Consider the following 15,083-nt stretch of genomic DNA (forward strand, 5'->3'; position numbering starts at 1 on the left):
CATATTAATCATTTCTTAACTATTTCTTAAAAGTAGTGTGTTTTGGGACGGAAAAACCAAAAGTAGTTCGTTCCCAAGGAATACTGTCAACCCATATACGCCCACCATTTTTTTCAACGAGGGCTTTAGAAATAGAAAGTCCGAGGCCACTACCACCGTAAGAAGGATTTCTTGATTGTTCGCTGCGGTACATCCGCTTAAATACGTTTTGTAAATCATGTTTTGGAATACCGGGTCCCTTGTCCCAAATAAGAATCTCATATTCTGTATTGGTTTCTAGTAGTTCGACTCCTACTATTTTCCCAGCTTTTCCGTGATGGATAGCGTTTTTTATTAGATTACCTATAATTCGTATAAGGCTAAGGTGATCTGCAATAATAGGGGAAGTAGATTCTGGTATGAGAACTTGTAGTTCAATGTTATGTTTTGATAGCTCGGGTAAAAATTCGATTAATACTTCTCTAGTAACCTCAGAAAAATCGAGTTCTTCTTCTTTTAATGGAAATTCATCAGCATCTAGCTTGGCCATATTAAAGATTTCATCGACCAGATGTTTTAAGTCATTCGATTTCTTATAAAGTATCTCAAGATATTCTTGCTTTTCTACTTCAGAAGCAGCGACATCATCTTTTAAAGCATCAATATATCCAATAATAGAAGTAAGTGGTGTCCGGATATCATGTGAGATATTAGATAAAAGTTGTTTTCTAGCTTCTTGGGATTTCCTTGCTTCGATCTGGCCCTTTTCTAATGCAGTTATTAAGTCGTTTATTGAAAACACGATACTATTTAGTGAACGGTCGTTATTTGTGAATAGCCTCGTTTGTAAATTCCCTTTAAGTGCACGGCTTAATTTAGTAACCATCGATTCGTTGCTTTGAATAAAGTGAACTCTTGAAAAGAAAAGATATATTGTGATTATGATAAGAGCAATAAATAAAGATATTTTTACATGGTATCCCATATCTATATTTAAAAGTCCGCAAATAATAAGTTGTAATGAAATAAGAAAGAGGATCTTATCATTTTTCAACCTTTTCACCTACAAACTTATAACCGATTCCCCATACAGTCTGAATGAATTTTGGATTGGAAGAATCAATTTCTATTTTCTTTCTAAGCTTTCTAATATGCACCATAACTGTATTATCATCTTCTATATAATTATCGTCCCATACATTCCGAAAGAGTTGTGTTTTCGTAAATACTTGCTCTGGGTTTGAAGCGAAGAATTTTAATAGTTCAAGTTCTTTTCCAGTTAAGTTGATTTCTTTTCCGTTCGTATGGACTGTGTATTTTTTTAAATCGATAGTTAGTCCTTTAAATGTTAAAGTTGTTTTCTCTTGTACGTTAGTGTTACTTCCAAGAACTAAAAAACGTCGCATAAGAGCTTTTATTCTTGCAACCACTTCGTGAATACTGAAAGGTTTCGTAATATAATCATCAGCACCTATGCTTAAGCCCAAAATTTTATCAACTTCGTGATCTTTAGCAGTTAGCATTAATATAGGAATGTTGGTTGTATCTCTAAGTTTTCTACACACTTCGATACCATCTACTTTCGGCATCATAAGATCTAATATAACGAGGTTGTAGTTATTTTGGTTAAATAAGCACAACGCTGCTTCTCCATTAATTGCAGTATCTACCATATATAATTCTCGTTCTAAATATCTTTTTAATAAGTCTCGAATTTCTTTATCGTCATCTGCTATAAGAATACGTATATCTTTCATATCGTCACCTGTTTCTAATAGAATGTTATTGATATTACAACTTGATAAACAAAGGGGGATAGGGAGCGGTAATAAAAAATAAAGCAACTTTCTAATTATATACTATTAATTGTTAAAATAAGGTTGCTAGTTTAGCTGAAAAGAATCAATTGTATGAGTTCGGTAAGATGGGGGAAGCGAGTCCTTTGAAATAGAGAAGTGCCTAAATTGAATAGTGTTTAGAAGGATAGATTGGTAAAGAAAAGTAGACGATGGTTTCTATTTTAATGAGATCTTTGTAGGTCCTTATCTAGAGTTAAAAGAGTGCAAAGGTACTAAATTAAATTTCTTTATAAAAAGGTGTTGACGATTAGAGTATTGAGGTGTAATATAGGACAAGTCGCCGATAGCAACAACGCAGAAAGCGACAAAAGAAATAAAAAAACTTGGTTGACATTGAAATATGAAAATGTTAACATAAGGGAGTCGCAAATGAGCGGCAAACAAGTTCTTTGAAAACTGAACGAAACAAACAACGTGAACGTCAATTTTTATTTTTAGATGCTAGACAAACTAACTTTATTGGAGAGTTTGATCCTGGCTCAGGATGAACGCTGGCGGCGTGCCTAATACATGCAAGTCGAGCGAATGGATTAAGAGCTTGCTCTTATGAAGTTAGCGGCGGACGGGTGAGTAACACGTGGGTAACCTACCCATAAGACTGGGATAACTCCGGGAAACCGGGGCTAATACCGGATAATATTTTGAACTGCATAGTTCGAAATTGAAAGGCGGCTTCGGCTGTCACTTATGGATGGACCCGCGTCGCATTAGCTAGTTGGTGAGGTAACGGCTCACCAAGGCGACGATGCGTAGCCGACCTGAGAGGGTGATCGGCCACACTGGGACTGAGACACGGCCCAGACTCCTACGGGAGGCAGCAGTAGGGAATCTTCCGCAATGGACGAAAGTCTGACGGAGCAACGCCGCGTGAGTGATGAAGGCTTTCGGGTCGTAAAACTCTGTTGTTAGGGAAGAACAAGTGCTAGTTGAATAAGCTGGCACCTTGACGGTACCTAACCAGAAAGCCACGGCTAACTACGTGCCAGCAGCCGCGGTAATACGTAGGTGGCAAGCGTTATCCGGAATTATTGGGCGTAAAGCGCGCGCAGGTGGTTTCTTAAGTCTGATGTGAAAGCCCACGGCTCAACCGTGGAGGGTCATTGGAAACTGGGAGACTTGAGTGCAGAAGAGGAAAGTGGAATTCCATGTGTAGCGGTGAAATGCGTAGAGATATGGAGGAACACCAGTGGCGAAGGCGACTTTCTGGTCTGTAACTGACACTGAGGCGCGAAAGCGTGGGGAGCAAACAGGATTAGATACCCTGGTAGTCCACGCCGTAAACGATGAGTGCTAAGTGTTAGAGGGTTTCCGCCCTTTAGTGCTGAAGTTAACGCATTAAGCACTCCGCCTGGGGAGTACGGCCGCAAGGCTGAAACTCAAAGGAATTGACGGGGGCCCGCACAAGCGGTGGAGCATGTGGTTTAATTCGAAGCAACGCGAAGAACCTTACCAGGTCTTGACATCCTCTGAAAACTCTAGAGATAGAGCTTCTCCTTCGGGAGCAGAGTGACAGGTGGTGCATGGTTGTCGTCAGCTCGTGTCGTGAGATGTTGGGTTAAGTCCCGCAACGAGCGCAACCCTTGATCTTAGTTGCCATCATTAAGTTGGGCACTCTAAGGTGACTGCCGGTGACAAACCGGAGGAAGGTGGGGATGACGTCAAATCATCATGCCCCTTATGACCTGGGCTACACACGTGCTACAATGGACGGTACAAAGAGCTGCAAGACCGCGAGGTGGAGCTAATCTCATAAAACCGTTCTCAGTTCGGATTGTAGGCTGCAACTCGCCTACATGAAGCTGGAATCGCTAGTAATCGCGGATCAGCATGCCGCGGTGAATACGTTCCCGGGCCTTGTACACACCGCCCGTCACACCACGAGAGTTTGTAACACCCGAAGTCGGTGGGGTAACCTTTATGGAGCCAGCCGCCTAAGGTGGGACAGATGATTGGGGTGAAGTCGTAACAAGGTAGCCGTATCGGAAGGTGCGGCTGGATCACCTCCTTTCTATGGAGAATTGATGAACGCAGTTCATCAATAAACGTTGACTTGTTTTGTTTCGTTCAGTTTTGAGAGAACTATCTCTCAAGTTTAAATGTATGTTCTTTGAAAACTAGATAACAGTGTAGCTCATATTTTTTTAATTTTAGTTTGGTTAAGTTAGAAAGGGCGCACGGTGGATGCCTTGACACTAGGAGTCGATGAAGGACGGGACTAACGCCGATATGCTTCGGGGAGCTGTAAGTAAGCTTTGATCCGAAGATTTCCGAATGGGGAAACCCACTATACGTAATGGTATGGTATCCTTACCTGAATACATAGGGTATGGAAGACAGACCCAGGGAACTGAAACATCTAAGTACCTGGAGGAAGAGAAAGCAAATGCGATTTCCTGAGTAGCGGCGAGCGAAACGGAATCTAGCCCAAACCAAGAGGCTTGCCTCTTGGGGTTGTAGGACATTCTATACGGAGTTACAAAGGAACGAGGTAGACGAAGCGACCTGGAAAGGTCCGTCACAGAGGGTAATAACCCCGTAGTCGAAACTTCGTTCTCTCTTGAATGTATCCTGAGTACGGCGGAACACGTGAAATTCCGTCGGAATCTGGGAGGACCATCTCCCAAGGCTAAATACTCCCTAGTGATCGATAGTGAACCAGTACCGTGAGGGAAAGGTGAAAAGCACCCCGGAAGGGGAGTGAAAGAGATCCTGAAACCGTGTGCCTACAAATAGTCAGAGCCCGTTAATGGGTGATGGCGTGCCTTTTGTAGAATGAACCGGCGAGTTACGATCCCGTGCGAGGTTAAGCTGAAGAGGCGGAGCCGCAGCGAAAGCGAGTCTGAATAGGGCGTTTAGTACGTGGTCGTAGACCCGAAACCAGGTGATCTACCCATGTCCAGGGTGAAGTTCAGGTAACACTGAATGGAGGCCCGAACCCACGCACGTTGAAAAGTGCGGGGATGAGGTGTGGGTAGCGGAGAAATTCCAATCGAACCTGGAGATAGCTGGTTCTCCCCGAAATAGCTTTAGGGCTAGCCTTAAGTGTAAGAGTCTTGGAGGTAGAGCACTGATTGAACTAGGGGTCCTCATCGGATTACCGAATTCAGTCAAACTCCGAATGCCAATGACTTATCCTTAGGAGTCAGACTGCGAGTGATAAGATCCGTAGTCAAGAGGGAAACAGCCCAGATCGCCAGCTAAGGTCCCAAAGTGTGTATTAAGTGGAAAAGGATGTGGAGTTGCTTAGACAACTAGGATGTTGGCTCAGAAGCAGCCACCATTTAAAGAGTGCGTAATAGCTCACTAGTCGAGTGACTCTGCGCCGAAAATGTACCGGGGCTAAATACACCACCGAAGCTGCGAATTGATACCAATGGTATCAGTGGTAGGGGAGCGTTCTAAGTGCAGTGAAGTCAGACCGGAAGGACTGGTGGAGCGCTTAGAAGTGAGAATGCCGGTATGAGTAGCGAAAGACGGGTGAGAATCCCGTCCACCGAATGCCTAAGGTTTCCTGAGGAAGGCTCGTCCGCTCAGGGTTAGTCAGGACCTAAGCCGAGGCCGACAGGCGTAGGCGATGGACAACAGGTTGATATTCCTGTACCACCTCTTTATCGTTTGAGCAATGGAGGGACGCAGAAGGATAGAAGAAGCGTGCGATTGGTTGTGCACGTCCAAGCAGTTAGGCTGATAAGTAGGCAAATCCGCTTATCGTGAAGGCTGAGCTGTGATGGGGAAGCTCCTTATGGAGCGAAGTCTTTGATTCCCCGCTGCCAAGAAAAGCTTCTAGCGAGATAAAAGGTGCCTGTACCGCAAACCGACACAGGTAGGCGAGGAGAGAATCCTAAGGTGTGCGAGAGAACTCTGGTTAAGGAACTCGGCAAAATGACCCCGTAACTTCGGGAGAAGGGGTGCTTTCTTAACGGAAAGCCGCAGTGAATAGGCCCAAGCGACTGTTTAGCAAAAACACAGGTCTCTGCGAAGCCGTAAGGCGAAGTATAGGGGCTGACACCTGCCCGGTGCTGGAAGGTTAAGGAGAGGGGTTAGCGTAAGCGAAGCTCTGAACTGAAGCCCCAGTAAACGGCGGCCGTAACTATAACGGTCCTAAGGTAGCGAAATTCCTTGTCGGGTAAGTTCCGACCCGCACGAAAGGTGTAACGATTTGGGCACTGTCTCAACCAGAGACTCGGTGAAATTATAGTACCTGTGAAGATGCAGGTTACCCGCGACAGGACGGAAAGACCCCGTGGAGCTTTACTGTAGCCTGATATTGAATTTTGGTACAGTTTGTACAGGATAGGCGGGAGCCATTGAAACCGGAGCGCTAGCTTCGGTGGAGGCGCTGGTGGGATACCGCCCTGACTGTATTGAAATTCTAACCTACGGGTCTTATCGACCCGGGAGACAGTGTCAGGTGGGCAGTTTGACTGGGGCGGTCGCCTCCTAAAGTGTAACGGAGGCGCCCAAAGGTTCCCTCAGAATGGTTGGAAATCATTCGTAGAGTGCAAAGGCATAAGGGAGCTTGACTGCGAGACCTACAAGTCGAGCAGGGACGAAAGTCGGGCTTAGTGATCCGGTGGTTCCGCATGGAAGGGCCATCGCTCAACGGATAAAAGCTACCCCGGGGATAACAGGCTTATCTCCCCCAAGAGTCCACATCGACGGGGAGGTTTGGCACCTCGATGTCGGCTCATCGCATCCTGGGGCTGTAGTCGGTCCCAAGGGTTGGGCTGTTCGCCCATTAAAGCGGTACGCGAGCTGGGTTCAGAACGTCGTGAGACAGTTCGGTCCCTATCCGTCGTGGGCGCAGGAAATTTGAGAGGAGCTGTCCTTAGTACGAGAGGACCGGGATGGACGCACCGCTGGTGTACCAGTTGTTCTGCCAAGGGCATAGCTGGGTAGCTATGTGCGGAAGGGATAAGTGCTGAAAGCATCTAAGCATGAAGCCCCCCTCAAGATGAGATTTCCCATAGCGTAAGCTAGTAAGATCCCTGAAAGATGATCAGGTTGATAGGTTCGAGGTGGAAGCATGGTGACATGTGGAGCTGACGAATACTAATAGATCGAGGACTTAACCATATAATATGAAGCAATGTTATCTAGTTTTGAAGGAATATACCTTCATCAGTTTGGTGATGATGGCAGAGAGGTCACACCCGTTCCCATACCGAACACGGAAGTTAAGCTCTCTAGCGCCGATGGTAGTTGGGACCTTGTCCCTGTGAGAGTAGGACGTCGCCAAGCAAAAACCTAAGTCGTTTCGACTTAGGTTTTTTTGTGTTTATTTTTATTTACCGAAGGTTAAAATCCATAAATTTAATAACCCTAAAGACGAAAAAAGAATGAAATAGAAACGGTATAAAATAAAATTTGGATGATAAAGTAATACGTTTAAATATAAATTGAAGGTAAGGATTTCCTTTTTATGTTAATTTAGTTGTCGAATGAACAATAATGTTTTGATTTAATATGAAAAGGTTATGTAAAAAAGAGCTGGATGGCTATTTTTCGCATAACCTTTTTGTGGTTTTAAAGGATTTTACCTAAGAAAAAATCTATAATTAAGGTAGTTAACATATATTTTTTGATGGGTGTGGGGGATTATGAAAGAAATATGCATGTTATTAGTGGCTGTTATATTATGGGGAACAGCCATTGCACCAACGAAATGGGCATTAGAATCCATTCAACCGTTTACTTTGTTATTTATTCGTCTTTTCTTTGCGGGTGGAATTTGTATGTTTTTCTCATTTAACGAACTACAAAAAGCAGTTATACATAAACATATTCCGTGGAAAAGAATGAGTTTACTGTCTTTTACTGGTGTAGCTGGGTACTTTATGTTCACATCCTATGGTATTTCTTTAACAAGTGGATTACATGTTAGTATTATTGATGCTGCATTGCCATTAGTTACAATTCTTTTTTCAGCGTTCTTTCTGAAAGAGAAAATTCAGATGGATTATTGGATCGGAATTATGTTGGGCGCTATAGGAGTGCTCTTTATTACAATTCCATCTAGCGATACTAATCAAGAGGTGTCTTTAATAGGAGATATACTTATTTTATTAAGTACCTTTTTATTTGCGTTCTACACAGTTTTGTTAAAACAGCCAAAACAAGAACGACGTTTATCTAATAAAGTTTTCACTACAGTAACACTAATGATAGGTGCAGCTATTGTGTTGCCATTTGCAATGATAGAAATTTTTTACTACGGTTTCCCAAAAATCGAAACATGGAAGATTGGATTTAGTGTAGTATATCTTGTTATCGGGGCAACAATTTTAGCATATTGGTTCTGGAATAAAGCGCTAGAGACGGTCTCAGCATCAATAAGTGGACTGTACTTAAATGGATTGCCGTTAATAAGTATCATTACTTCAATTATCCTATTAAATGAATCTCTGACATGGAAGATAATAATGGGAGGGAGTCTAGTTTTAATTGGAGTAGGATGGGCGGATAAGCAAAAGTTACGTAATCTATTAAAGGGTAATAAAATGGATAGTAGGGACTGTTAAATTGTACGTTTTATATAGTTTAAATGTTAAAAAGATACCTCATATATATGTATAAGGTATCTTTTTATATTTAGCGAAGATAATGGACTTAAATTAGTAGGGATATTCTTTGTTATATCTATATGTATCGAAATCTTTTTGAAATATTGTTTTGACGAGCTGTATACATTCATCATCATAAAAGCTTTCAAAAGTCGGGTGACGAGGGAATAAAGGATCAGTAATATCGGCATCGCTGAAATTCCCTTTATAAATCATGGCAGGGGTTTGATGATGCCATGATGTTAAAAACTCATTTATCGGTGCAGGTTTTAATTCGAAACGTTTTTCTAATTCTTTCATTTCCTGATCGAAATTTTCTAAGTATATATAATTGGTTACATACTCTTCTTCACCTGCTATATATTGTTGTGTAAAGTGAGCGTTAATATCATTTGCATGAGCACCTTTAGTAAATAGGTAGTATAAAAATTGTTTGAATGAGATTCCTTTAGGAGAATTTTCATTTTGATATAAAAACTTTCGAATGGGTTTCCATTCTTCATTTTCTACATAAGGAGGTGCAATTAAGGACACGAAAGAACTGACTGCTCTTCTAAACGGATTGCGAACCAGTTTGAAAGTTTCCTTTTGTTTATCTCGTAGTGCTACACTTAGCCGTATATTATAGGCCGGTGTACTTTTGTATATTTCATATTCGAAATTATGGATGAAGGGGTGATAGTTTAAAGCTGTTTGTAATAAATCAACCTGGTAAAAAAACCACTTAGCAAGGGAAGTACAACCACTTTTTTGACTCCAAAATAGAATGAGAGGAAAGTTTCTATGATAGTGTGGGCTTCTTGCATTAGTACTAATGATGTGTAACAAGGAAGGATCCAACAATTGATGCACTCCTTTCATGTATCTTGATTATATATATGTAAAATAAAGATGAGGTATGAGTGTGTGGAATTTTTTTTTGTAGAAAATGAAAAAGAAGTGTTGACTATTATTATATAGAGGTGTAATATAGGACAAGTCGCCGATAGCAACAACGCAGAAAGCGACAAAAGAAATAAAAAAACTTGGTTGACATTGAAATATGAAAATGTTAACATAAGGGAGTCGCAAATGAGCGGCAAACAAGTTCTTTGAAAACTGAACGAAACAAACAACGTGAACGTCAATTTTTATTTTTAGATGCTAGACAAACTAACTTTATTGGAGAGTTTGATCCTGGCTCAGGATGAACGCTGGCGGCGTGCCTAATACATGCAAGTCGAGCGAATGGATTAAGAGCTTGCTCTTATGAAGTTAGCGGCGGACGGGTGAGTAACACGTGGGTAACCTACCCATAAGACTGGGATAACTCCGGGAAACCGGGGCTAATACCGGATAATATTTTGAACTGCATAGTTCGAAATTGAAAGGCGGCTTCGGCTGTCACTTATGGATGGACCCGCGTCGCATTAGCTAGTTGGTGAGGTAACGGCTCACCAAGGCGACGATGCGTAGCCGACCTGAGAGGGTGATCGGCCACACTGGGACTGAGACACGGCCCAGACTCCTACGGGAGGCAGCAGTAGGGAATCTTCCGCAATGGACGAAAGTCTGACGGAGCAACGCCGCGTGAGTGATGAAGGCTTTCGGGTCGTAAAACTCTGTTGTTAGGGAAGAACAAGTGCTAGTTGAATAAGCTGGCACCTTGACGGTACCTAACCAGAAAGCCACGGCTAACTACGTGCCAGCAGCCGCGGTAATACGTAGGTGGCAAGCGTTATCCGGAATTATTGGGCGTAAAGCGCGCGCAGGTGGTTTCTTAAGTCTGATGTGAAAGCCCACGGCTCAACCGTGGAGGGTCATTGGAAACTGGGAGACTTGAGTGCAGAAGAGGAAAGTGGAATTCCATGTGTAGCGGTGAAATGCGTAGAGATATGGAGGAACACCAGTGGCGAAGGCGACTTTCTGGTCTGTAACTGACACTGAGGCGCGAAAGCGTGGGGAGCAAACAGGATTAGATACCCTGGTAGTCCACGCCGTAAACGATGAGTGCTAAGTGTTAGAGGGTTTCCGCCCTTTAGTGCTGAAGTTAACGCATTAAGCACTCCGCCTGGGGAGTACGGCCGCAAGGCTGAAACTCAAAGGAATTGACGGGGGCCCGCACAAGCGGTGGAGCATGTGGTTTAATTCGAAGCAACGCGAAGAACCTTACCAGGTCTTGACATCCTCTGAAAACTCTAGAGATAGAGCTTCTCCTTCGGGAGCAGAGTGACAGGTGGTGCATGGTTGTCGTCAGCTCGTGTCGTGAGATGTTGGGTTAAGTCCCGCAACGAGCGCAACCCTTGATCTTAGTTGCCATCATTAAGTTGGGCACTCTAAGGTGACTGCCGGTGACAAACCGGAGGAAGGTGGGGATGACGTCAAATCATCATGCCCCTTATGACCTGGGCTACACACGTGCTACAATGGACGGTACAAAGAGCTGCAAGACCGCGAGGTGGAGCTAATCTCATAAAACCGTTCTCAGTTCGGATTGTAGGCTGCAACTCGCCTACATGAAGCTGGAATCGCTAGTAATCGCGGATCAGCATGCCGCGGTGAATACGTTCCCGGGCCTTGTACACACCGCCCGTCACACCACGAGAGTTTGTAACACCCGAAGTCGGTGGGGTAACCTTTATGGAGCCAGCCGCCTAAGGTGGGACAGATGATTGGGGTGAAGTCGTAACAAGGTAGCCGTATCGGAAGGTGCGGCTGGATCACCTCCTTTCTATGGAGAATTGATGAACGCAGTTCATCAATAAACGTTGACTTGTTTTGTTTCGTTCAGTTTTGAGAGAACTATCTCTCAAGTTTAAATGTATGTTCTTTGAAAACTAGATAACAGTGTAGCTCATATTTTTTTAATTTTAGTTTGGTTAAGTTAGAAAGGGCGCACGGTGGATGCCTTGACACTAGGAGTCGATGAAGGACGGGACTAACGCCGATATGCTTCGGGGAGCTGTAAGTAAGCTTTGATCCGAAGATTTCCGAATGGGGAAACCCACTATACGTAATGGTATGGTATCCTTACCTGAATACATAGGGTATGGAAGACAGACCCAGGGAACTGAAACATCTAAGTACCTGGAGGAAGAGAAAGCAAATGCGATTTCCTGAGTAGCGGCGAGCGAAACGGAATCTAGCCCAAACCAAGAGGCTTGCCTCTTGGGGTTGTAGGACATTCTATACGGAGTTACAAAGGAACGAGGTAGACGAAGCGACCTGGAAAGGTCCGTCACAGAGGGTAATAACCCCGTAGTCGAAACTTCGTTCTCTCTTGAATGTATCCTGAGTACGGCGGAACACGTGAAATTCCGTCGGAATCTGGGAGGACCATCTCCCAAGGCTAAATACTCCCTAGTGATCGATAGTGAACCAGTACCGTGAGGGAAAGGTGAAAAGCACCCCGGAAGGGGAGTGAAAGAGATCCTGAAACCGTGTGCCTACAAATAGTCAGAGCCCGTTAATGGGTGATGGCGTGCCTTTTGTAGAATGAACCGGCGAGTTACGATCCCGTGCGAGGTTAAGCTGAAGAGGCGGAGCCGCAGCGAAAGCGAGTCTGAATAGGGCGTTTAGTACGTGGTCGTAGACCCGAAACCAGGTGATCTACCCATGTCCAGGGTGAAGTTCAGGTAACACTGAATGGAGGCCCGAACCCACGCACGTTGAAAAGTGCGGGGATGAGGTGTGGGTAGCGGAGAAATTCCAATCGAACCTGGAGATAGCTGGTTCTCCCCGAAATAGCTTTAGGGCTAGCCTTAAGTGTAAGAGTCTTGGAGGTAGAGCACTGATTGAACTAGGGGTCCTCATCGGATTACCGAATTCAGTCAAACTCCGAATGCCAATGACTTATCCTTAGGAGTCAGACTGCGAGTGATAAGATCCGTAGTCAAGAGGGAAACAGCCCAGATCGCCAGCTAAGGTCCCAAAGTGTGTATTAAGTGGAAAAGGATGTGGAGTTGCTTAGACAACTAGGATGTTGGCTCAGAAGCAGCCACCATTTAAAGAGTGCGTAATAGCTCACTAGTCGAGTGACTCTGCGCCGAAAATGTACCGGGGCTAAATACACCACCGAAGCTGCGAATTGATACCAATGGTATCAGTGGTAGGGGAGCGTTCTAAGTGCAGTGAAGTCAGACCGGAAGGACTGGTGGAGCGCTTAGAAGTGAGAATGCCGGTATGAGTAGCGAAAGACGGGTGAGAATCCCGTCCACCGAATGCCTAAGGTTTCCTGAGGAAGGCTCGTCCGCTCAGGGTTAGTCAGGACCTAAGCCGAGGCCGACAGGCGTAGGCGATGGACAACAGGTTGATATTCCTGTACCACCTCTTTATCGTTTGAGCAATGGAGGGACGCAGAAGGATAGAAGAAGCGTGCGATTGGTTGTGCACGTCCAAGCAGTTAGGCTGATAAGTAGGCAAATCCGCTTATCGTGAAGGCTGAGCTGTGATGGGGAAGCTCCTTATGGAGCGAAGTCTTTGATTCCCCGCTGCCAAGAAAAGCTTCTAGCGAGATAAAAGGTGCCTGTACCGCAAACCGACACAGGTAGGCGAGGAGAGAATCCTAAGGTGTGCGAGAGAACTCTGGTTAAGGAACTCGGCAAAATGACCCCGTAACTTCGGGAGAAGGGGTGCTTTCTTAACGGAAAGCCGCAGTGAATAGGCCCAAGCGACTGTTTAGCAAAAACACAGGTCTCTGCGAAGCCGTAAGGCGAAGTATAGGGGCTGACACCTGCCCGGTGCTGGAAGGTTAAGGAGAGGGGTTAGCGTAAGCGAAGCTCTGAACTGAAGCCCCAGTAAACGGCGGCCGTAACTATAACGGTCCTAAGGTAGCGAAATTCCTTGTCGGGTAAGTTCCGACCCGCACGAAAGGTGTAACGATTTGGGCACTGTCTCAACCAGAGACTCGGTGAAATTATAGTACCTGTGAAGATGCAGGTTACCCGCGACAGGACGGAAAGACCCCGTGGAGCTTTACTGTAGCCTGATATTGAATTTTGGTACAGTTTGTACAGGATAGGCGGGAGCCATTGAAACCGGAGCGCTAGCTTCGGTGGAGGCGCTGGTGGGATACCGCCCTGACTGTATTGAAATTCTAACCTACGGGTCTTATCGACCCGGGAGACAGTGTCAGGTGGGCAGTTTGACTGGGGCGGTCGCCTCCTAAAGTGTAACGGAGGCGCCCAAAGGTTCCCTCAGAATGGTTGGAAATCATTCGTAGAGTGCAAAGGCATAAGGGAGCTTGACTGCGAGACCTACAAGTCGAGCAGGGACGAAAGTCGGGCTTAGTGATCCGGTGGTTCCGCATGGAAGGGCCATCGCTCAACGGATAAAAGCTACCCCGGGGATAACAGGCTTATCTCCCCCAAGAGTCCACATCGACGGGGAGGTTTGGCACCTCGATGTCGGCTCATCGCATCCTGGGGCTGTAGTCGGTCCCAAGGGTTGGGCTGTTCGCCCATTAAAGCGGTACGCGAGCTGGGTTCAGAACGTCGTGAGACAGTTCGGTCCCTATCCGTCGTGGGCGCAGGAAATTTGAGAGGAGCTGTCCTTAGTACGAGAGGACCGGGATGGACGCACCGCTGGTGTACCAGTTGTTCTGCCAAGGGCATAGCTGGGTAGCTATGTGCGGAAGGGATAAGTGCTGAAAGCATCTAAGCATGAAGCCCCCCTCAAGATGAGATTTCCCATAGCGTAAGCTAGTAAGATCCCTGAAAGATGATCAGGTTGATAGGTTCGAGGTGGAAGCATGGTGACATGTGGAGCTGACGAATACTAATAGATCGAGGACTTAACCATATAATATGAAGCAATGTTATCTAGTTTTGAAGGAATATACCTTCATCAGTTTGGTGATGATGGCAGAGAGGTCACACCCGTTCCCATACCGAACACGGAAGTTAAGCTCTCTAGCGCCGATGGTAGTTGGGACCTTGTCCCTGTGAGAGTAGGACGTCGCCAAGCAAAAACCTAAGTCGTTTCGACTTAGGTTTTTTTGTGTTTATTTTTATTTACTGAATGTTAAAATCCATAAATTTAATAATCCTAAAGATGAAAAAAAGAATGAAATAGAGGCAGTTTAAAATAATGGCAATGATTTTTTGTGCTCCGGATTTTTCGAATGCTCCTAAAATAATCCCTAAGAATAGGAAAGATTATTTCTATCATAATAATGAGAGTAGAAAAAATGGGATGATATAAATAAGCATTCAATAATTACAGCAATTACTGCGATAGAGAAAAATAAATAGGATAATAGCACAGTTATTTTTTTTCACGGTTATTCCTCCTTTGAAATTAAATCGTTATAATATAGGTTCTATCGATGTATAGAACACAAGAGAGTATATATATTGATTAAAACATACTGAAGTATTATATAAATAGTTATACGTAAAATAGATCTCTAGAAATATATATTCTAATTCCCTTTCCTTCTTGCATATAGTTGCAATTCTTCTTTTGAATATAACTAAAACACGAACGTTATCGATGACTAATAAAAAAACATTCGATTATTTATTGACATTGTTTATGAAATATTGTTAATATAGCCATAGAAACAATAATATATAAGACCTCATATAATCGCGGGGATATGGCCTGCAAGTCTCTACCTAACGACCGTTATTCGTTAGACTATGAGGGAAAGTCACTCGGTATTTTTCTATTCACAAGGGATACGTATGCCTGAGTAGAGCAC

General features: G+C 44.3%; 4 protein-coding genes, 6 rRNA genes, 1 pseudogene and 1 riboswitch. Of the genes and pseudogenes, 7 read left to right on the forward strand and 4 right to left on the reverse strand.

Translation table 11 applies throughout. The features are described from left to right. Positions 1 to 19 precede the first annotated feature (19 nt). A complete protein-coding gene (locus tag NSQ08_RS00185; protein ID WP_137077040.1) occupies positions 20 to 1,033 on the reverse strand; it encodes a sensor histidine kinase in 1,014 nt (337 codons plus the stop codon). After that, positions 1,023 to 1,736 carry a response regulator transcription factor gene (locus tag NSQ08_RS00190; protein WP_137077039.1) on the reverse strand — a complete coding sequence of 238 codons (714 nt, stop codon included), beginning with the start codon at positions 1,734 to 1,736 and terminating at the stop codon, positions 1,023 to 1,025. The genes NSQ08_RS00185 and NSQ08_RS00190 overlap by 11 nt, the downstream gene beginning before the upstream one ends. A 558-nt stretch (positions 1,737 to 2,294) precedes the next feature. Between NSQ08_RS00190 and NSQ08_RS00195 the strand changes: the two genes are divergently transcribed. From NSQ08_RS00195 to NSQ08_RS00210, 4 genes are all read left to right on the forward strand, one after another. Further along, positions 2,295 to 3,846 (forward strand): 16S ribosomal RNA (locus NSQ08_RS00195). A 146-nt stretch (positions 3,847 to 3,992) separates the two neighbouring features. After that, positions 3,993 to 6,914 (forward strand): 23S ribosomal RNA (locus tag NSQ08_RS00200). 49 nt (positions 6,915 to 6,963) lie between these two features. Beyond that, a 5S ribosomal RNA gene (gene rrf, locus NSQ08_RS00205) occupies positions 6,964 to 7,079 on the forward strand. The 16S, 23S and 5S rRNA genes sit together here, the layout of an rRNA operon. A gap of 359 nt (positions 7,080 to 7,438) precedes the next feature. After that, entirely contained in the window at positions 7,439 to 8,359 is a 921-nt protein-coding gene (locus tag NSQ08_RS00210; RefSeq protein ID WP_137077080.1) for a DMT family transporter, read from the forward strand. Positions 8,360 to 8,452: 93 nt separating this feature from the next. Here NSQ08_RS00210 and NSQ08_RS00215 read toward each other — a convergent pair whose 3' ends face one another. Further along, the gene (locus tag NSQ08_RS00215; RefSeq protein ID WP_340780018.1) at positions 8,453 to 9,244 is read right to left on the reverse strand and encodes a sulfotransferase family 2 domain-containing protein; all 792 of its coding nucleotides are present in this window, start codon (positions 9,242 to 9,244) and stop codon (positions 8,453 to 8,455) included. Positions 9,245 to 9,559: 315 nt separating this feature from the next. On the opposite strand from NSQ08_RS00215, the gene NSQ08_RS00220 reads away from it, so the two are divergent. From NSQ08_RS00220 to rrf (NSQ08_RS00230), 3 genes are all read left to right on the forward strand, one after another. After that, positions 9,560 to 11,111 (forward strand): 16S ribosomal RNA (locus tag NSQ08_RS00220). A 146-nt stretch (positions 11,112 to 11,257) separates the two neighbouring features. Next, positions 11,258 to 14,179: ribosomal RNA gene (locus NSQ08_RS00225) — 23S ribosomal RNA — on the forward strand. Between the two features lie 49 nt (positions 14,180 to 14,228). Further along, a 5S ribosomal RNA gene (gene rrf / locus NSQ08_RS00230) occupies positions 14,229 to 14,344 on the forward strand. Between the two features lie 43 nt (positions 14,345 to 14,387). Here rrf (NSQ08_RS00230) and NSQ08_RS00235 read toward each other — a convergent pair. Next, positions 14,388 to 14,642: pseudogene (locus tag NSQ08_RS00235) on the reverse strand (hypothetical protein). A gap of 298 nt (positions 14,643 to 14,940) precedes the next feature. Then, a riboswitch (purine riboswitch) is annotated at positions 14,941 to 15,042 on the forward strand. The last annotated feature ends 41 nt before the right edge of the window (positions 15,043 to 15,083 follow it).

Source organism: Bacillus sp. FSL E2-8887 (assembly GCF_038007205.1).
GTDB lineage: Bacteria > Bacillota > Bacilli > Bacillales > Bacillaceae_G > Bacillus_A > Bacillus_A mycoides.

What these genes read in the sequence shown, in the direction of transcription:
- NSQ08_RS00190 (WP_137077039.1), bottom strand. Translation starts at nt 1,736, where the DNA reads ATGAAAGATATACGTATTCTTATAGCAGATGACGATAAAGAAATTCGA.
- NSQ08_RS00210 (WP_137077080.1), top strand. Translation starts at nt 7,439, where the DNA reads ATGAAAGAAATATGCATGTTATTAGTGGCTGTTATATTATGGGGAACA.